The organism is Mesorhizobium sp. ES1-6, assembly GCF_020164775.1.
GTDB lineage: Bacteria > Pseudomonadota > Alphaproteobacteria > Rhizobiales > Rhizobiaceae > Mesorhizobium.
The window spans coordinates 18,036-37,014 of record NZ_JAIUGU010000020.1; the positions used below are offsets into that span (position 1 = coordinate 18,036).

Here is an 18,979-nt window from a genome sequence, read left to right on the forward strand (position 1 = left end):
TCACTTTGGGTGTCTGAGACGCGGATTGGCGACGATCGCCGCTATGTCCGCGATGATGTTGAGGCTGATGTAGACGGCGGCGAAGATCAGGCCGACCGCCTGCACCACCGGCACGTCGCGCTTGGTGACGTGGTCGACCAGATATTGTCCCATGCCGGGATAGACGAAGATGACCTCGACCACGACGACGCCGACGATGAGATAGGCAAGGTTCAGCATGACGACGTTTATGATCGGCGCGATCGCGTTCGGAAAAGCATGCTTGCGGATGACCGAGAAGGCCGAAAGCCCCTTGAGTTCCGCCGTCTCGACATAGGCCGACTGCATGACGTTGAGGATCGCCGCGCGCGTCATGCGCATCATGTGGGCGAGCACGACCAGCGTCAGCGCCGTCGCCGGCAGCGCGATGGCCTGCATGCGCTCGCCGAAAGGCATGCCGTCATAGACGGTCGAGATGGCGGGGAAGATCTGCCATTTCACCGCGAAGAAATAGACCAGGAGATAGCCGATGAAGAATTCCGGGAAGGAGGTCGAGGCGAGCGCCAGCCCCGAGATCAGCTTGTCGACCCAGCCATTGCGGTAGCGCACGGCGATCAGGCCGAGGATGATCGCCAGCGGCACCGCCACGATCGCCGCCCAGAAGGCGAGGAACAGCGTGTTCCACAGCCGGCCCCTGATCGAGGTGGCGATATCCTGCCCGCTCGACATCGCGGTCCCGAGATCCCCGGTCAAGACGCCGCCGAGCCAGTGGAAATACCTGACATAGGCCGGATCGTTCAGCCCAAGCTGCTCGCGCAGATTGGCCAGCGACTCCGGTGTCGCCGATTGTCCCAGAATGGCTTGCGCGACGTCGCCGGGCAGAATCTGCGTGCCGGCGAAGATCAGGACCGAGATGGCCAACAGAAGGAGGATGCCCAGCGCAATGCGCTGGGCGATTAGTTTCAGAATGGGTGACGACATCTCTGCAAAGCCGCACTCAGGCCTGCAGCCAGCACTTCGCGAGGGCGTAGCCGTTCATCAGTTCCTGATGCGGATCGTCCACCCAGCCGTCCACCTTGGCGCCGGTCGCGTCGATGAACTGGTTGAACATCGGCAGGATCAGGCCGCCTTCGTCGCGCACCAGGACAGCCATGTCGTGGTACATCTGCTTGCGCTTGGCCTCGTCCAACTCGGCACGCGCCGCCAGCACCATCTTGTCGAAGTCCGGGCGCTTGAAACGCGTGTCGTTCCAGTCGGCCGTCGACAGATAGGCGGTCGAATACATCTGGTCCTGCGTCGAGCGGCCGCCCCAATAGGAGGCGCAGAAGGGCTGCTTGTTCCAGACCTCGTTCCAGTAACCGTCGCCAGGCTCGCGCTTGAGTTCGATCTTGATGCCGGCCTTGGCCGCGCTCTGCTGGAAGAGCTGGGACGCATCGACGGCGCCCGGGAAGGCGACGTCCGAGGTGCGAAGCAGAACGGTGCCGTCATGGCCTGATTTCTTGTAGTGGAACTTGGCCTTGTCGGGATCGTACTTGCGCTGCTCGATCTCGGAGAACAGCGGATAGGACGCATTGATCGGGAAGTCGTTGCCGAGCGAGCCATAGCCGCGCAGCACCTTGTTCAGCATCTCCTCACGGTCGATCGCGAGCTTCAGCGCCATCCTGAGGTCGTTGTTGTCGAACGGCGCCGTGTTGCAATGCATGATGAACACATAGTGGCCCGGGCCGGCATGGTTGCGGATGGTGACGCCCGGCACGCGCTTGATCAGGTCGACGATCTTCGGCTCGACGCGGTTGATCATGTTGACCTGGCCGCCCTGCAGGGCCGCCGTGCGCGCCGTCGCGTCGTTGATGACGATGACCTCGATCTGGTCGGCGTGACCCATCTTGTCGCCCTGCCAGTAATTGGCGAAGCGTTCCGCGCCATGGCGCACGCCGGGCTCGTTGGTCTTGACGACGTAGGGGCCGGCCGAGATGCCCGCATCGGGCTTGTCCTTGCCGCCGTTCGGCTGGACGATCAGGTGATAATCGCTGAGCAGGTAGGGAAGGTCGGCATTGGCCTCTTTCAGCGTCAGCACCACTTCCTTGCCGCTGGCCTTGATGGTCTCGATGCCTTTCATGTAGCCGAGCGCGCCGGATTTCGACTTCTCGTCCGAATGGCGCTCCAGCGTGGCGGCCACGTCCTCGGCGGTCACCGTCTTGCCGTTGTGGAATTCGACGCCGTCGCGGATCTTCAGCGTCCAGGTCTTGGCGTCCTTGGACGAGCCGATGTCTTCCGCTATGCGGTTCTCGAGCTTGCCCTCGGGAGACAGCTCGACGATCATCTCGCCCCAGCACTTGCCGAAGGCGAAAGGCACCTGCGTCATCATCAGCGCCGGATCGAGGCTGTTGGTGGATTCGCCGCCGACGAGGCCGGCTTTCAGCGTGCCGCCCTTGACCGGACCGGCCGCGCGCGCAGCGCTTGAAAGCAGCGCGTTGGCGAAGGGTGCGGTGATGCCGAGCGCTGCCGCCCGGCCAAGGAAATCGCGACGGCTCAGTTTGCCGGACGCAACACGCCGGCTAAGAAATTCCAGTTCGTTTGACATTTGAGTTCCTCACTCTGTTGGTTCGACTCTACGGTCGATTTTCTTGCTTGTTGTTGAAGGGAATAATGACCGCAAGGGAAAGCGGTAAGCAAGACCGAATGCGACATGCCGTGGCGTAAATCGCACGTCGCATTTGGACCAACGATTTCAGCGCTCAAACCAGCGCGCGCGGAACCTTTTCGTCGAGATTGCGCTCGAAGACGAGGTTTTCGCCTTCGTAGGCCTCGATTCTGGCGCTGACGATGAAGTTTTGCGCATCCGATCGCATCTGCGCCCATGTCTCGGTACGCACCGACCATTCATTTCGCGACAGGGTCTGTGTCCAGTGCGTCTTGCCGGAGGCCGACAATGGATTATCGGGATGGATCGTCCACGTCTCGCGCACGATGCTGCCATTGACAAGCCCGTGCTCGAGATCGCGCACCTCGCCGAAGTCGTCCGTGATCGACAGCGTGACAATCCCGGTCTTTTCGTCGCGGTCGACATGGCGTTCGGAATTGGCGGGCCGAATGGTCTCGGTCGCCCAGGGCGTAGCACCTTCCGGTTCGCCGAAAACGGCTTCGTCGCCCGTTGCCAGCGGCCGCAGCGGCACGGATAGCGTGGCTGCCGACAAGGCCAGGCGTACCGGCTCCGGCGAGGGCCAGATGGCGGGCCAGTAGGCGGTCGAAACGGCGATGCGCAGACGGTGGCCGGCCGGTACGCGATAGGCGCATTGATCGAGCACGACACGCGCCGAAACTGTCTCCCCGGGGACCAGCGCCTCGGGAAATTCATGCGAGTTGCGATGCGTCAGATTGAGCACGCCATAGGATATGAGTTCCGAGGCGCCGTCGGGATGCACGTCGCAAAGCCGGACCGCGATGTTGGCCTGGGGCCGATCGGAGGCAAGCTGGAGCTCCAGCTCCGGCGCGCCGACGATCTCGATCGGCTTGGTGAGTTCAGGCTGGTCGAAACACGCCGACAGTCCATCGTCAAGGCGCTGGTCACCAGGCAATTCCGGGCCGAAGGTAAAGGGAAAATATTCGCCGCCCGCCAGCCCGCAGGTCTGCGGCGAAGCGACGGTGAAAGGTCCCGCATCGGCGGAAATGAGGTCTACCGCTTCAATCGCTATGTTGGACGACGGCCACTCCTGCTCGGCCACCCAGCGGCCGGGCCGCTCCGGGTGCCAACGGGCGGGGCGCACGCTGTCCATCACATAGGCGCGGTAGTCGGGATCGGCCTCGACGCCGGTCTCGGCGCCCTTCAGCCAGTGATCCCACCAGCGCAACGCCTCCTGCAGGAAGCCGATGGCCGGCTGCGGGCCGGCATAATGCGGGTATTTGTGGATCCACGGGCCGACGATGCCCTTCACCGGCGCCTCGATGTTGGTGACGAGGTGCGAGATCGTGTTGCGGTAGCCGTCATGCCAGCCGCCGATGGACAGCACCGCCGCCTTGACAGCCGAAAAATCCTCGCGGATCGAACCGCGCTTCCAATAGGCGTCGCGATGCGGGTGGCTGAGCCAGAGCGGCAAGAGAAAAGGCTGGTTCTCCAGCCGGTTCATCCACAGATCGCGCCACCTGTTGTCGCCGGCAATCGCCGGATCCGGCGGCCGCGACGAATAGGACAACATGGTCGAGGCCCAGCCGAAATTCTCGTTCAAAAGGCAGCCGCCCTTGTAGTGGATGTCGTCGGCATAGCGGTCGACGGTCGAACACAGGCTGATCACCGCCTTGAGCGCCGGCGGCTGTTTGGCCGCCACCTGCAGGCAGTTGAAGCCGCCCCAGGAAATGCCCATCATGCCGACATTGCCGTTGCACCAGGGCTGTGCCGCCGCCCAGGCGATGACATCGCAGGCGTCCTGCAGTTCCTGCTCGGAATATTCGTCGTCCATCAGCCCTTCGGAATCGCCATTGCCGCGCATGTCGACACGGACCGAGGCGTAGCCGTGGCCGGCGAAATAGGGATGGGTAAGCTGATCGCGAAAGATGGTGCCGTCGCGCTTGCGGTAGGGCAGGTGCTCGAGGATGACAGGCACCGGATCATCATTGGCATTGTCCGGCATCCACACCCGCGCCGACAGCCGGCAGCCATCGGGCATGACGATGCCCATGTCGGGAAATTCGACGACCGTGCGGGGAAATTCGGTGATGGTTTTCATATGGCATTCTCCGATGCGCCAATGACGCATGAAGTGCATACATCATCAAGCCAAACGGACGACGGCTCATGTCGCTGGGACGACGCGCCGGTGGGTGGGTGGCTCATTCGGCCAGGGCCTTGTGTTCCATCGTCAATTTGTGTATTACGTTTATTCTGCCAAGGCTAAATTATCGAGGCTCGCCTGAAATCATCTGGGATGAGCCGAAGCGTGCGACGAACCTCGAAAACAGAGGTTTCGACTTTGCCGAACTCGATATCGAGTTCTTTGCGGCCTCCGTGGTTCTCCCGACGAAGATCGGCAGACTTAAGGCGATCGGCGAATTCAGGGGAACTATTCTCGCCGTCATTTTCAGGCCGCTTGGTTCCGAGGCAATTTCGGTGATCTCGATGCGTCGTGCCAGCCGAAAGGAAAGAGCTGTATATGAGCAATCTTAAACCGCACATTCCACCGCTTACCGACGCGGAGGAAGCGGAAATTCAAAGGCAAATCGCCGCCGATCCGGACGACGTCGAGGCGACCGACGAAGAGCTGGCGCAAGCCAAGCCGTTTTCCGAAGCCTTCCCAGAGCTCTTCGAGAGCATAAAGCGCGCACGCGGTCGACCTGCCATGGACAAGCCCAAGCAAGTGGTTTCCATCCGTCTTGATCAGGATGTCATCCACAAGTTCAAGGCAACTGGCAAAGGCCGGCAAGCGAAGATAAACGAGGTGCTGAAAAACGCGAAGCTGGGCTAGAGTAATTCCAGGAAAAGTGCGTAGCGGTTTTCCCGGGAGAAGCGCGTAGCGCTTCCCCTTGGGAATTGCGTAAAACAAAGAGTTAGAGCGGGTCAGCGGTTCTACCAAACGCTGAACCGCTCTAGACTGGCCCTACGCCTCAGCTCAGTGGAATGTCGTTGTCGGCCTTGCTGCTCTGATAAACACGGGACAACTCGTCATAGCGCGCTGAAATCCTGCCGATACGCGCCTCCAGCCGCGCGCGCTCGGCCTCGGGCAGCCCTCGCACCAGCCGGCGGATCGAAAAACTCTTCCAATAGGCGTTCTCGGCATTGTAGCCGCCGGGGTCGAGCGTGAAGACCTCTTTCAGAATTTTGAGATCATGCGGGATGGCAAAACTGTCGCGCGAGTCCTCGTGGCTGAACAAATAGTAGAAATTGTCGAAGCCCGTCCAGGTGATCGCCGACAGGCAGAGCGAACAAGGCTCGTGCGTGGCAATGAAGATGGCATCTTTCGTGTCGACGCGTTCGGCCCTGGGCATCTCGTAAAAGCGCTTCAGGCAATGCACCTCGCCATGCCAGAGCGGATTTTCGATCTCGTTGTTGGTCTCGGCCAGCACCAGCGAACGGTCGTCCTTGCGCAGGATCGCGGCACCGAACAGCTTGTTGCCATGGGCGACACCCTCCGCCGTCTTCGGCACGATGTCGTGCTCGATGACGTCGAGCAGGCGGTCGATCAGCGAAATGTCGGTCATGATGAAATCACAGGCTTTCAGGGAAGGTGGATTTCGTAAGGGTGCGAGAAGTGAAACTCTTCGAGGTTGGAGCCATCGCCGCCGCGATCGACGATCACGAAGTCCTGCTCCTCGCCGATCGGCGTCAGCACGCCGTGCCACAGATTGCGGCGGTAATTGATGCCTTGCCCGGGCGCGGTGATGAAGGCATGCGGCTTGTCCGGTCCCACCTTGCCGTCATGGCAGACGACGACCAGAAACGGACGCGGCGACAGCGGGATGAAGGCTTGGCTGCCGAGGGGATGGCGCTCGACCATGGTCAGCTTCAGCGGCATCTCATAGGGCGTGCCCCGCACCATCGAGATCAGCACCCGGGCGCTCGGCCCGGCGGCCTCGGCCGTGGCCAGATCGTGGTAGCGCTCGGCCCTGCCGCCATTGATCGGGTAGTGATTGTCGCCGCCCATGTCGATGACGTCGCCGAAATCGGCGAAGGCCTCACGGGTCAGCGGCTGTGCGACGATGCGGTTCACCGTGCGCGGCCTCCGAGATAACCGCCGAGCTTGGCGTGCCGGTTGACGTCCTTGTAGAGCAGATAGCGGAATTTGCCGGGGCCGCCGGCATAGCAGGCCTGCGGGCAGAAGGCGCGCAGCCACATGAAGTCGCCGGCCTCGACCTCGACCCAGTCCTGGTTGAGGCGATAGACCGCCTTGCCTTCGAGAACGTAGAGCCCGTGTTCCATGACATGCGTCTCGGCGAAGGGAATGACCGCGCCGGGCTCGAGCGTGACGATGGTGACATGCATGTCGTGGCGCATGTCGGCCGGATCGACGAAGCGGGTCGTCGCCCAACGGCCCTCCGTGCCGGCCATTGGCGTCGGCGCCACCTGCTGGTCGCTCGAGAAGAAGGCTTCCGGCGTGTCCAGGCCGTCGACTACCTCATAAGCCTTGCGGATCCAGTGGAAGCGGACGGCAGCGCCGCTCGCGTTGCGCACCGTCCAGCCGCTTGCCGGCGGCAGGAAGGCAAAGCCACCGGCGGCAAGCACATGCTTTCTGCCGGCGAGCGATACGGTGAGTTCGCCCTCGACCACGAACAGCACGCCTTCGGCGCCAGCGTCGGGTTCCGGCCGCTCGCTGCCGCCGCCCGGCAGAACCTCGACGATGTACTGAGAAAACGTCTCGGCAAAGCCCGAGAGCGGTCGTGCGATGATCCAGGCCCTCGTCTCGTCCCAGAATGGCAGCGGGCTGGTGACGATGTCCTGCATCACCCCTTTCGGAATGACCGCATAGGCCTCGGTGAAGACGGCGCGCCCGGTCAAAAGCTCGTTCTGGCCGGGATGGCCGCCATGCGGTGCATAGTAAGTGCGCTCTGGCGTCTTGATCATATCCATGGGGCCCTGAACCTATTGCGGGAGCATGTCTTTCAGCCGAAGCAGCGCGATGCGTTCGACCTGTTTGCAGGCGGTTTCGAATTCGACGCCGCGGCTGTTGCCGATGCGGGCTTCGAACTCGGCGAGGATTTCCTCCTTGGTCTTGCCTTTCACCGCGATGATGAACGGGAAGCCGAAGGTGGTGACGTAGGCGGCGTTGAGCTTGGAGAACAGTTCGCGTTCCTTGTCGGTCAACGCGTCGAGGCCGGCGGAAGCCTGTTCCCTGGTCGATTCCGCCGTCAGCCGCTTGGCCTTGGCAAGCTTTCCGGCAAGATCCGGATGGGCGTTGAGCACGCCGAGCCGTTCGGTCTCGTTTGCCGAGCGAAAAATCCGGCAGAGCGCGTTGTGTAGGCCGCCGGCGCTGTCATGCGCCGGGCCGAGCTCCAGCTCGTGGGCCCGTTCGGCGATCCAGGGCGAATGTTCGAACACGCCGCCGAAAGTGTGGACGAACGTCTCGAATTCCATCTTCGACGGGCGCAGGGCCGCCGGCTTGTAGGGATGGTTCTCTTGCCAGTGCCTGGCGATGTCGATGCGCCGCGCCAGCCAGACCTTGTCATGCGATTTGACATAATCGACGAAGCGCTTCAGCGCCGCCACCCGGCCTGGCCGACCAACGAGACGGCAGTGCAGGCCGATATTCATCATGCGCGGCCGACCGGCCTTGCCCTCGGCATAGAGCGTGTCGAAACTATCCTTGAGATAGGCGAAGAACTGGTCGCCCGAATTGAAGCCTTGCGGCGTGGCAAAGCGCATGTCGTTGGCATCGAGCGTATAGGGGATGATGAGCTGCGTGCCGGCCTCATGCTCGAACCAGTAGGGCAGTTCGTCGTCATAGGTGTCCGAGACGTAGTCGAAGCCGCCTTCCTCGGCGACCAGCCGCACCGTATTGACCGAGGTGCGGCCCGTATACCAGCCGGTCGGACGCTCGCCCGTCACTTCGTAATGCAGCTTGATCGCCGCTTCGAGGTCGCGGCGCTCGTCCTCGGCGTCGTGGTCGCGGTAATCGATCCATCTCAACCCGTGCGAGGCGATTTCCCAGCCGGCTTGCTGCATCGCCGTGACCTGGTCGGGCGAACGCGCCAGCGCGGTGGCGACGCCGTAGCAGGTGACAGGCACTTGCGCCTCGCCGAACAGGCGCAGCAGCCGCCAGAAGCCGGCCCGCGCCCCATATTCGTAGATCGATTCCATGTTCCAGTGGCGCTGGCCGACCCAGGGCGCCGCGCCGACGATTTCCGACAGGAAGGCTTCCGAAGCCTTGTCGCCGTGCAGCACGCAGTTCTCGCCGCCCTCTTCGTAGTTGACGACGAACTGCACGGCGACATGCGCGCCGCCAGGCCATTTCGGATCCGGCGGATTGGCCCCGTAGCCACGCATGTCCCTGGTGTAACGCATCGTCCCTCCGCGCCCGGCATCACCGGAAGTATGATCAGGATATCGAAAGGGTGCTTCTCGCATTCCCCTCAAAATTTTTGAAAGTGTTTTTGTCGCACTCCGCTCGACCAGGACTTATGCATCGCCTTTAATTGGCGCACAATTCATCAGCAGTGCTCGATTGTACCGGCCAATTTGTTCGTATTGGAAAATGGGAGGCGGCCAATGGCAGAAACGTCGAAAGCCGATGGCGGGCGTCTGACGACCCATGTCCTCGACACCGCGACCGGTAGGCCGGCTGCGGGATTGTCGATCGCGCTCTATCGCCTCGAGGGCTCCGCACGAGCACATCTGAAGACGGTCGTCACCAATGCCGACGGCCGCTGCGACGCGCCGCTGCTGGCAGGCGCCGACTTCCGCGCCGGCGAATACGAGCTGGTGTTCGCGGCCGGCGACTATCTGCGCGGCCAGGGGACGAAGCTGCCGGAGCCTGCCTTCCTCGACAGCGTGCCGATCCGCTTCGGCATGGCGGAGGCGGTGCACTATCATGTACCATTGCTGATCTCGCCCTATGGCTATTCCACCTACAGGGGGAGCTGAGGCATGGCCAAGGTCAAGATCCGCAACGAAATCCGCTTCATTCTCAATGGCAGGGACATCGTGCTGTCGTCGGCGGCGCCCCACGCGACCTTGCTCGACTGGTTGCGGCTCGACCGTTCGCTGCGCGGCACCAAGGAAGGCTGCGCCGAAGGCGATTGCGGCGCCTGCACGGTGCTCATCGGCAAGCTTTCGGCCGCCGGATTGGTCTATGAAAGCGTCAATGCCTGCATCCGCTTCCTCGGCTCGCTCGACGGCACCCATGTCGTCACCGTTGAGCATCTGCGCGGCGAGCCGGGCAAGCTGCATCCGGTGCAGCAGGCCATGGTCGATTTCCACGGCTCGCAATGCGGCTTCTGCACGCCGGGTTTCGTCATGTCGCTCTACGGCCTGTGGATGAAGTCGCCAGACCCCTCGAACGCCGCCATTGAAAAAGCCCTGCAAGGGAATCTCTGCCGCTGCACCGGCTACGAGGCAATCATGCGCGCCGCGCACGCCATATCGAGCTACGGGAAGGCGACAAAGGACCCGTTGGCGGTGGAGCGCCGGGACATCACGACACGGCTGCAGGCGCTGCGCGACGAGGCCAGGGTCGAGATCGGCGCCGGCAAGACGCGGCTGGTCGTGCCGGCCGATGCCGACGATTTCGCTTCTGTCTTCGAGAAAGAACCCACCGCCACCGTCGTCGCTGGTTCGACAGACGTTGGCCTGTGGGTGACCAAGCATATGCGCGATATCTCGCCGGCGATCTTCATCGGCAATCTGCCGGGGCTTTGCACCATCACGGAAGAAAATGGCGTCATATCGATTGGCGCCGGCGTCACCTACACCGAAGCCTTTTCGATGCTGTCGAAACGCATCCCGGCACTGGGGCCGTTGTTCGACCGCATCGGCGGCGAACAGGTGCGCAACATGGGCACGATCGGCGGCAACGTCGCCAACGGCTCGCCGATCGGCGACACGCCGCCGCCCTTGATCGCGCTCGGCGCACGGCTGACGCTACGCAAGGGCAAGAAGCGGCGCACGATCCCGCTGCAGGATTTCTTCATCGCCTATGGCAAGCAGGACCGCCAGCCGGGCGAGTTCGTCGAGGCCGTGCATGTGCCCGTGCCGGCAAAGGACGTGAAATTCGCCGTCTACAAGGTCACCAAGCGCCGCGACGAGGACATCACCGCGACCCTGGGCGCCTTCCATCTGACCTTGGCCAAGGACGGCACGGTCGCCGATATCCGCATCGCCTATGGCGGCATGGCGGCAACGCCGAAGCGGGCCTCGGCTGTTGAACAGGCTTTGATAGGCAAGATTTGGAGTGAAGCGACGGTGGAGGCAGCGATGGCCGAATACGCCAGGGACTTCGCGCCGCTCACCGACATGCGCGCGACCGCCGAATACCGGGCCCTGGCGGCGAAGAACCTGTTGCTGCGTTTCTATGTCGAAACCACCGGAACGAAAGCGCCGTTCCAGGTGTCGCGCGACGAGGCGGCATGATGAACAAGCACGCCACGCCGAACCTCAAGGCCGAGAAGATCGTCGGCGGTGTCGCCACCGACCAGCGGCATGATTCCGCGCACAAACATGTCAGCGGCAGCGCCGTCTATATCGACGACATGCCGGAACCGGCGGGCACGCTGCATGTCGGCCTTGGCCTGTCCAAGGTGGCGCATGGCATCCTGAAAAGCGTCGATCTCTCGGCGGTGCGCACGGCCCCCGGTGTCGTCGACGTGCTGACTTACGCCGACGTGCCGGGTGAGAACGATGTCTCGCCAAGCAACATGCATGACGATCCTGTGCTGGCGGAAGGCAAGGTGCAGTTCTTCGGCCAGCCGATCTTCGCGGTGATTGGCGAAACGCGCGAGGCCGCCCGCCGCGCCGCGCGCCTGGCCAGGATCGAATATGACGAGCTTCCGGCGTTGATAGGCATCTGGAATCTCGACCCGGCGAAAGACAAGCAGGTCACCACGCCGCTGACCTTGCGGCGCGGCGATGCTGCCGCCGCGATAGCCGCGGCACCGCGCCGGGCGAAGGGGCGGATGAAGCTCGGCGGCCAGGACCATTTCTATCTCGAGGGCCAGGTGTCGCTCGCCATCCCCGGCGAGGATGACGAAGTGACCGTTTATTGCTCGACACAGGGGCCGAGTGAGACGCAGCATCTGGTCGCCCATGCGCTCGGCGTGCCGAGCCATGCCGTGACGGTGGAGGTCCGCCGCATGGGTGGCGGCTTTGGCGGCAAGGAAACCCAGGCCAACCAGTGCGCGGCGATCGCCGCCGTCGCGGCCAAGAAACTCCACCGCGCGGTCAAGGTCCGGCTCGACCGCGACGAGGACATGACCGCCACCGGCAAGCGGCACGATTTCGCCATCGACTACGAGGTCGGCTTCGACGATGAGGGCCGTATCCTCGGCGTGGACTATGTTTTCGCCCTCAATGCCGGCTTTTCCGCCGACCTGTCCGGCCCGGTCGGCGATCGTGCGCTGTTCCACTGCGACAACGCCTATTTCTACCCGAACGTGCACGCCAAGTCGGCGCCGCTCTACACCAACACCGTCTCCAACACCGCCTTTCGCGGCTTCGGCGGCCCGCAAGGCATGGTCGGCGCCGAGCGTGTCATCGACGAGGTGGCGTTTGCCGTCGGCAAGGATTCGCTCGAAATCCGAAAGCTGAATTTCTACGACCCGATGGAGGCGATCGGCAGCCGTAACGTCACGCCCTATCACCAGAAGGTCGAAGACAACATCATCCAGCGCATCGTGGCGGAACTGGAAGAGAGTGCCGATTATGCGCGCCGCCGGCGCGAAATCAGGGCTTTCAACGCCAACAGCCGTTTCGTCAAGCGCGGCCTGGCACTGACGCCGGTCAAGTTCGGCATTTCCTTCACCAAGACCGAGTCCAACCAGGCCGGCGCGCTGGTGCATGTTTATGCCGACGGTTCGGTGCACATGAACCATGGCGGCACCGAAATGGGGCAGGGCCTGCATCTCAAGGTGGCGCAGGTCGTGGCCGAGGAATTCCAGATCGACCTCGATCGCGTGAAGATCACCGCCACCACCACCGCCAAGGTGCCCAACACCGCGCCGACGGCGGCTTCCTCGGGCGCCGACCTCAATGGCATGGCGGCGCAGAACGCGGCGCGCCAGATCCGCCAGCGGCTGACCGATTTCGCCGCCGAGAAATACCAGGTGCCTGTCGGCCAGGTGGTTTTCCTGCCCAATCGGGTGCGCGTCGGCAACCAGGAGGTCAGCTTCAACGATCTGGTCAAGCAGGCCTATATCGCGCGCGTGCAGCTCTCGGCCGCCGGCTTCTACAAGACGCCGAAGATCCACTGGGACCGCGGCAAGGGCCAGGGCCACGCCTTTTACTACTACGCCTATGGCGCGGCCTGCGCCGAAGTCTCGGTCGACACGCTGACCGGCGAATATGTCGTCGAGCGCGCCGATATCCTGCATGATTGCGGCCGTTCGCTGAACCGGGCCATCGACCTCGGCCAGGTCGAAGGCGGCTTCATCCAGGGCATGGGCTGGCTGACGACGGAGGAACTGTGGTGGGACGACAAGGGCCGGCTACGCACCCATGCGCCGTCGACCTACAAGATCCCGCTCGCCTCGGACCGCCCGAAAATATTCAACGTCAAGCTGACCGACTGGTCGCAAGCCTATGAGCCGACCATCCATCGTTCCAAGGCGGTTGGCGAGCCGCCGCTGCCGCACGGCATGGCGGTTTTACACGCGCTATCGGACGCGGTGGCGAGCGTCGCCGACCACAAGATCTGCCCCCGCCTCGACGCGCCGGCAACGCCCGAACGCGTGCTGATGGCGATCGAGCGGCTGAAGAGAGAGGCCAAGGCCGGCGCCTGAAGCAGCCAAAGGTGCAATTCGAGCCGAAAAAACCTATATTCCCTGTTCGGGAACGCGAATGATGAACTCGAAAGTGCAAAGCCTCAAAGCCTTTCTCGGCAGCGCCGGCCGGCTTGCCTTGGTCGAGGTGGCCGGGACAAAAGGCTCGACGCCGCGCGAGAAGGGCGCCTTCATGCTCGTCTCGGCTTCGGCGATCCATGGCACGATCGGCGGCGGCCAGCTCGAATACATGGCCATCGACAAGGCCCGGCAGATGCTTCCCTCGTCCTCGAAAGGAAGGGGTGCCCGCATCGAGGTCGACGAAGTCTACGCCACGCTCGACGTGCCGCTCGGTCCCGAAATCGGCCAGTGCTGCGGCGGGCGGGTCGAGGTGCTGATCCGCCTGGTCGATGCCGCGCTGGCTGCCGAACTGGTCGCGGCGGCGGAAGCCGAGGAAACGCACCTGCCGCATGTCTATATTTTCGGCGGTGGCCATGTCGGTCAGGCGCTGGCTTCGGCGATCGCGCTTCTGCCCGTCCACGGCGTCGTCATCGAGACCCGCGCCGAGGCACTGGAGGGCATGCCGGAGACGGTCGAGACCCGGTTGACGCCAATGCCGGAGGCCGAGCTGCGCAATGCTCCTGCCGGCACTGCCTTCGCCATCCTCACGCATGACCACGCGCTCGATTTCCTGATCGTCGCCGAAGCGCTGAAACGCGACGACGCGGCCTATGTCGGCATGATAGGCTCGAAGACCAAGAAGGCGACCTTCAGGAACTGGTTCCTGAAGTCGGCCGACGGCACGGAGGCCGAATTCGCACGCCTCGTCTCGCCGATCGGCGGTGACGCCGTCAAGGACAAGCGCCCGCCGGTTATTGCCGCGCTCGCCGCCGCCGAGATCATGACGGCGCTGGTCGTCCACAATGCGGCCTGGAATGCAGAGCGTCACGCTCCGCATGACAGGGTGACGGCCGGCTAGCTCGGTCGCCTGAGGCCGAGATGGTCGCGCAGCGTCGTCCCCTCATACGCCTTGCGGAACAGGCCGCGCCGCTGCAGCTCCGGTACCACAAGCGTCGCAAAGGCATCGAGTTCGCCGGGAAAATAAGACGGCATGACGTTGAAGCCATCGGCGGCACGGCCTTCGAACCGCGCCTGCAACTCGTCCGCCACCTGGGCCGCGGTTCCCACGATGCGCCAATGGCCGCGCGCGCCGGCGAAATGCCGCGCAAGCTGGCGGATGGAAAGCCCGTCGCGGCGCGATTGCTCGACGACCAGGGCCTGCCGGCTTTTCATTCCCTCGCTCTCGGGCAGTTCGGGCAGCGGCCCGTCGATCGGATGGCGCCAAAGGTCGGAGATGCTGAGATAGCTGGACAGCAGGGCCACGCCGACCTCGTCGGGGATCAGCTCGTGCAATTCCTCGAACTTTTCGCGGGCCTCGGCCTCGGTCTCCGCCACCACGGGCGAGACACCGGGCATGATCTTGATGTCATCGGGTTCACGCCCATACGCCGCCATGCGCCCTTTGAGGTCGTCGTAAAAGGCCTTCGCTTCCTCGAAGGTCTGTGCCGCCGTGAACACCACGTCGGCGGTCCGGGCGGCAAGGTCGCGGCCGACGTCCGAGGCCCCGGCTTGGACCATGACCGGCGCGCCTTGTGGCGAGCGCGGCAGGTCGAGCGGATCGCGCACCGAAAAACTCTGGCCATCATGGCCGGAGGCCTTCTCCTGCCACAGCCCTGTGACCACCTCCGCGAATTCACGCGCCCGCTCATAGCGGTCGGCATGGGGCTTGAGGCCGGCTGCGCCGAAATTGGCGGCTTCGATCGGGCTGGCCGAGGTGACAAGATTCCAGCCGGCCCGGCCGCCGCTCAGGTGATCGAGCGACAGGAAGGTCCGCGCCAGTCCGTAAGGCTCGTTGTAGCTGGTCGATGCCGTGGACACGAGACCGATGTGGTTGGTGTGGACAGCCAGCGCCGAAAGCAGGCTGATCGGCTCGAAGCCGATCGAGCGCGACGTCTGGCTGGCGATGCCGACATTGGCCTCGCGCAGGCCGGCGGCATCCTCGCAGAAGATCATGTCGAACTTCGCCGCTTCAGCCGTGCGCGCCAATTGAATGTAATGGTCGATGTCAATGCCGGCTCTGACATGCGCCTTGGGATGGCGCCAGGCGGCGATGTGATGGCCTGTCGCCCACAGGAAGGCGCCGAGCTTCATCTGCGCGCTCATTGGTCACCTCCGCCGGCAAGGCCGAGATGCGAGCGCAACGTGGTGCCGCGATAGTCTTCTCGAAACAGGCCACGCCGCCGCAAGTCGGGCAGAACCCGATCGGCGAAATCGTCGAACACCGAAGGCTGCGTCGGCAGGCGCATGTTGAACCCGTCGCAGAATTTTGAGCGGAATGCCTCTTCCAGCCTGTCTGCCTGCCCGTTGATGCGGTCGGTGGTGAGGGATAGATTGGTCAGCACCTTCACCGCACCCGGTTCACGCCCGAAGGCTGAAACCCTGCGTTTGAACTCGTCATAGCATACCTTACTCTCTGCCGCCGGTCGTTCGTCGAATAGGATGACGTCGGCCGTGCGGGAGGCGATGTCGAAGTCGGCCTCAGACAGGCCCGACAGCACCAGCACCGGCGTGTCCTGCGGCGAGCGCGCGACGTTCAGCGGTCCGCGCACCGAGAAGAACTCGCCCTTGTGGTCGAGCAGGTGCATTTTTTCCGGATCATGGAAGCGGCCGCCGCTTTTGTCGAAGAGCAGCGCGTCCGCGTCCCAGCCCCGCCAGAGCCCTTGAACGATGCCGATATATTCCTGCGCGCGGCGGCGAAAATCGTCGTCGGAAAACCCGTCGGGACGGCTGAAATTTGCCGCCTCGTGTGGCGCCTGTGTCATCGTCGCGCTCCAGCCGGCGCGGCCATGGCTGATGATATCGAGCGAAGCAAAACGGCGCGCCAGATTGTAGGGCTGGTGGGCGATCGTCGAGGCGTTGGCGACGAGGCCGACCTTTTCGGTCACGGTCGCCAGCGCGGCGACGAGAGTGGTCGCCTCGAACAGACTGGTCGACCGCTCGCCATCCGGAGAGGAATCCGAGATGACGACCATGTCGATCCTGGCCGTCTCCGTTTTCCGCACGAAGGCGGCTATCTCGCCGAATGTCAGGCCGGCCTGCCCTGGGGCAGAAGCAATATCGAGCGAAACGGCGAGATGCATTTTGCGGTCCATTGGCTGCCGGCGACGTCGCGCAGCCATTCCGCCTCCAACCTAGGCTGGCTTTCGCGCAAGGCAACCGGATCACATGGGCCACGACGCCTTCACTTGCCGGCCAGTTCGCTGTTCCGCCTATTTGCCCGCCAGAATATCCTTGATCAGCCGCTGGCAACGCTCGGCCATGAAGTCGAGCAATAACCGCACCTTGGGGTCCTGCAGCTTCTTGTGCGGGTAGACGGCGGCGAATTGCACCGGGGTCGGCGGAGTGTTGCTCAGGATCACCTTCAGCCGCTGGTCGCGGATGAACGGCTCGACCTCGAAGCGCGGCTTGTTGATGATGCCGCGCCCCGACAGCGCCCAGCCGGTCAGCACGTCGCCGTCGTCGGTGTCGTAGGGACCATGCACCTCGAATTTCTGCGGGCCGGCCAGCGTTTGCAGCGTCCACACATATTCGCGCGCGCCGGAATAGCGCAGCATCAGGCAGTCGTGCTTCCTGCCGATCAGCTCCTGCGGCTCCATAGGCTCACCGCGCGCCTCCAGATATTTTGGGGCGGCCACCAGCACGCGCTCGCATTCCATGATGCCGCGCATCCTGAGGCTGGAATCCTCGATGATTCCCAACCGGAAGGCGACGTCGATGCCTTCCTTCATGATGTCGACATTGTGGTCCGAGAGCCTCAGCCGCACCTCGATATCGGGGTATTTGTCGTGAAAATCGGGAATGCCCGAGGCCACCAGCCGGCGGCCGAGGCCGAGCGGCGCGGTGACACGGATGGTGCCGCGCGGCTGGCCGGACAGCGCCGAGACGGCCGCCTCCGCCTCGGTGATCGCCTCCAGCACCTGCTTGGCGCCGGAATAGAAAACAGTGCCGTGCTCGGTCGGCATCAATTGCCGGGTGGTGCGGTTGAACAGCCGCACGCCGAGATGTTTTTCCAGCTCCTTGATACGGTTGGAGGCGACCGCTGGCGAAATGCGCATGTCGCGGCCGGCCGCCGACAGATTGCCCAGCTCGACGACGCGGACGAAGACGGCGATGTTGTCGAGGTAGGCCATGAATTTTCCGAGGCTTCAAGCAGCTGCGCGTAGTGAGGCTATTATTTTCCATTTTTTTTTGAAAGTCATCGTACACCTCGCCTCTTTTCGTTTGCGCGCCACACCGTAAAGTCACCAGATCGGCAGGGACGTATCAAATGATGGATTTCGCGATTTTCTGGGACTGGCTGAGCTTCGCGGTGCGCTGGCTGCACGTCGTCACCGGCATCGCCTGGATCGGCTCGTCCTTCTATTTCGTCGCGCTCGATCTTGGCCTGCGCCAACGACCTGGCATGCCGGTCGGCGCCTTCGGCGAGGAATGGCAGGTGCATGGCGGCGGCTTCTACCACATCCAGAAATATCTGGTGGCGCCGGCCGAGATGCCCGAGCATCTGACCTGGTTCAAATGGGAGTCCTACGCCACCTGGCTGTCCGGCTTCGCCATGCTGTGCGTTGTCTATTATGCCGGCGCGGATCTGTTCCTGATCGATCCCAACGTCCTGCCGATGTCGGTACCGGTCGGCATCCTGTTGTCGATGGCCACGATCGGCGTCGGCTGGGTGGTCTATGATCTCTTGTGCCGCTCGCCGCTGGGCAAAAGCGACACCGGCCTGATGCTGGTGCTCTACGGCGTGCTCGTCTTCATCGCCTGGGGGCTGACGCATCTGTTCACCGGCCGCGCCGCCTTCCTGCACCTGGGCGCCATCACCGCCACGATCATGTCGGCCAATGTCTTCATGGTCATCATTCCCAACCAGAAGATCGTCGTCGCCGACCTCATCGCCAGCCGCAAGCCCGACCCGAAATACGGCAAGATCGCCAAGCAGCGCTCGCTCCACAACAACTATTTGACGCTGCCGGTGCTGTTCCTGATGCTGTCGAACCACTATCCCCTGGCGTTCGGCACGCAATTCAACTGGGTCATCGCCTCGCTGGTGTTCATCATCGGCGTCCTCATCCGCCACTATTTCAACACCGTGCACAAACGTGCCGGCAACCCGCACTGGACGTGGCTCGGCGCCCTTGTCCTGTTCATCATCATCATCTGGCTGTCGACCGTGCCGAGAGTGCTGACCGGCGAGCCCAAGGCGTCCGCCTCGGCGGAAGTCTATATCGCCTCGGCGCATTTCCCGGCCGTGCGCGACACCGTGATGGGCCGTTGCTCGATGTGCCATACATCGGAGCCGGTCTACGAGGGCATCTACCACGCGCCCAAGGGCGTCTTGCTCGACACCGACGCCAACATCGCCGACCATGCCCGCGAGATTTACCTGCAGGCCGGGCGCAGCCATGCCATGCCGCCGGCCAATGTCAGCCAGATCACCGACAAGGAACGGGCGCTGCTGGTCGCCTGGTTCGAAGGCGCGGGGAAATAA

Annotated in this window: 17 protein-coding genes; 7 read left to right on the forward strand and 10 right to left on the reverse strand. The window is 63.3% G+C overall.

Going from position 1 to position 18,979, the window contains the following annotated elements; all coding sequences use genetic code 11:
* The 3 genes from LB564_RS30545 to LB564_RS30555 all read right to left on the reverse strand — a co-directional run bounded on the left by LB564_RS30545 (position 1) and on the right by LB564_RS30555 (position 4,703).
* Positions 1-960, reverse strand: a complete 960-nt coding sequence (locus tag LB564_RS30545) for an ABC transporter permease (RefSeq protein WP_224542782.1) — start codon at positions 958-960, stop codon at positions 1-3.
* Between the two features lie 16 nt (positions 961-976).
* A complete protein-coding gene (locus tag LB564_RS30550; RefSeq protein WP_140702864.1) occupies positions 977-2,563 on the reverse strand; it encodes an ABC transporter substrate-binding protein in 1,587 nt (528 codons plus the stop codon).
* Between the two features lie 154 nt (positions 2,564-2,717).
* Positions 2,718-4,703 (reverse strand): CocE/NonD family hydrolase, encoded by a 1,986-nt coding sequence (locus tag LB564_RS30555; protein WP_224542783.1) that lies wholly within the window; start codon positions 4,701-4,703, stop codon positions 2,718-2,720.
* 155 nt (positions 4,704-4,858) lie between these two features.
* Here LB564_RS30555 and LB564_RS30560 point away from each other — a divergent pair, with 155 nt between their 5' ends.
* Together LB564_RS30560 and LB564_RS30565 are read left to right on the forward strand one after the other, a co-directional pair.
* The gene (locus tag LB564_RS30560) at positions 4,859-5,140 is read left to right on the forward strand and encodes a BrnT family toxin (RefSeq protein ID WP_224542811.1); all 282 of its coding nucleotides are present in this window, start codon (positions 4,859-4,861) and stop codon (positions 5,138-5,140) included.
* Positions 5,127-5,438, forward strand: coding sequence for a BrnA antitoxin family protein (locus LB564_RS30565; protein ID WP_224542784.1), 312 nt, complete (start codon positions 5,127-5,129; stop codon positions 5,436-5,438). Before LB564_RS30560 ends, LB564_RS30565 begins: the two co-directional genes overlap by 14 nt.
* A 139-nt stretch (positions 5,439-5,577) precedes the next feature.
* Here LB564_RS30565 and LB564_RS30570 read toward each other — a convergent pair whose 3' ends face one another.
* The 4 genes from LB564_RS30570 to puuE are packed head-to-tail and all read right to left on the reverse strand — an operon-like array spanning position 5,578 to position 8,968.
* Positions 5,578-6,171 carry a nucleoside deaminase gene (locus LB564_RS30570; protein ID WP_224542785.1) on the reverse strand — a complete coding sequence of 198 codons (594 nt, stop codon included), beginning with the start codon at positions 6,169-6,171 and terminating at the stop codon, positions 5,578-5,580.
* A 17-nt stretch (positions 6,172-6,188) separates the two neighbouring features.
* Positions 6,189-6,680, reverse strand: coding sequence for an ureidoglycolate lyase (locus LB564_RS30575; RefSeq protein WP_224542786.1), 492 nt, complete (start codon positions 6,678-6,680; stop codon positions 6,189-6,191).
* The gene (locus tag LB564_RS30580; protein ID WP_224542787.1) at positions 6,677-7,537 is read right to left on the reverse strand and encodes a bifunctional allantoicase/(S)-ureidoglycine aminohydrolase; all 861 of its coding nucleotides are present in this window, start codon (positions 7,535-7,537) and stop codon (positions 6,677-6,679) included. Before LB564_RS30580 ends, LB564_RS30575 begins: the two co-directional genes overlap by 4 nt.
* Positions 7,538-7,549: 12 nt before the next feature.
* On the reverse strand, positions 7,550-8,968 hold the full coding sequence (puuE, locus tag LB564_RS30585) for an allantoinase PuuE (protein ID WP_224542788.1): 1,419 nt from the start codon (positions 8,966-8,968) through the stop codon (positions 7,550-7,552).
* Between the two features lie 204 nt (positions 8,969-9,172).
* On the opposite strand from puuE, the gene uraH reads away from it, so the two are divergent.
* From uraH to xdhC, 4 genes are all read left to right on the forward strand, one after another.
* The gene (gene uraH, locus LB564_RS30590) at positions 9,173-9,547 is read left to right on the forward strand and encodes a hydroxyisourate hydrolase (protein WP_224542789.1); all 375 of its coding nucleotides are present in this window, start codon (positions 9,173-9,175) and stop codon (positions 9,545-9,547) included.
* A 3-nt stretch (positions 9,548-9,550) separates the two neighbouring features.
* Positions 9,551-11,032, forward strand: coding sequence for a xanthine dehydrogenase small subunit (gene xdhA, locus LB564_RS30595; RefSeq protein ID WP_224542790.1), 1,482 nt, complete (start codon positions 9,551-9,553; stop codon positions 11,030-11,032).
* Positions 11,032-13,395 (forward strand): xanthine dehydrogenase molybdopterin binding subunit, encoded by a 2,364-nt coding sequence (gene xdhB / locus LB564_RS30600; protein ID WP_224542812.1) that lies wholly within the window; start codon positions 11,032-11,034, stop codon positions 13,393-13,395. Before xdhA ends, xdhB begins: the two co-directional genes overlap by 1 nt.
* 61 nt (positions 13,396-13,456) lie before the next feature.
* On the forward strand, positions 13,457-14,353 hold the full coding sequence (xdhC, locus tag LB564_RS30605; protein ID WP_224542813.1) for a xanthine dehydrogenase accessory protein XdhC: 897 nt from the start codon (positions 13,457-13,459) through the stop codon (positions 14,351-14,353).
* Here the strand turns inward: xdhC and LB564_RS30610 are convergent.
* From LB564_RS30610 to LB564_RS30620, 3 genes are all read right to left on the reverse strand, one after another.
* Positions 14,350-15,597, reverse strand: a complete 1,248-nt coding sequence (locus LB564_RS30610; RefSeq protein WP_224542791.1) for an LLM class flavin-dependent oxidoreductase — start codon at positions 15,595-15,597, stop codon at positions 14,350-14,352. The genes xdhC and LB564_RS30610 overlap by 4 nt on opposite strands.
* Entirely contained in the window at positions 15,594-16,574 is a 981-nt protein-coding gene (locus LB564_RS30615) for an LLM class flavin-dependent oxidoreductase (RefSeq protein ID WP_224542792.1), read from the reverse strand. Before LB564_RS30615 ends, LB564_RS30610 begins: the two co-directional genes overlap by 4 nt.
* 129 nt (positions 16,575-16,703) lie before the next feature.
* Positions 16,704-17,624: a LysR family transcriptional regulator gene (locus LB564_RS30620; RefSeq protein WP_224542793.1), complete on the reverse strand. Its 921-nt coding sequence runs from the start codon at positions 17,622-17,624 to the stop codon at positions 16,704-16,706.
* A 137-nt stretch (positions 17,625-17,761) separates the two neighbouring features.
* Between LB564_RS30620 and LB564_RS30625 the strand changes: the two genes are divergently transcribed.
* The gene (locus tag LB564_RS30625; RefSeq protein ID WP_224542794.1) at positions 17,762-18,979 is read left to right on the forward strand and encodes a urate hydroxylase PuuD; all 1,218 of its coding nucleotides are present in this window, start codon (positions 17,762-17,764) and stop codon (positions 18,977-18,979) included.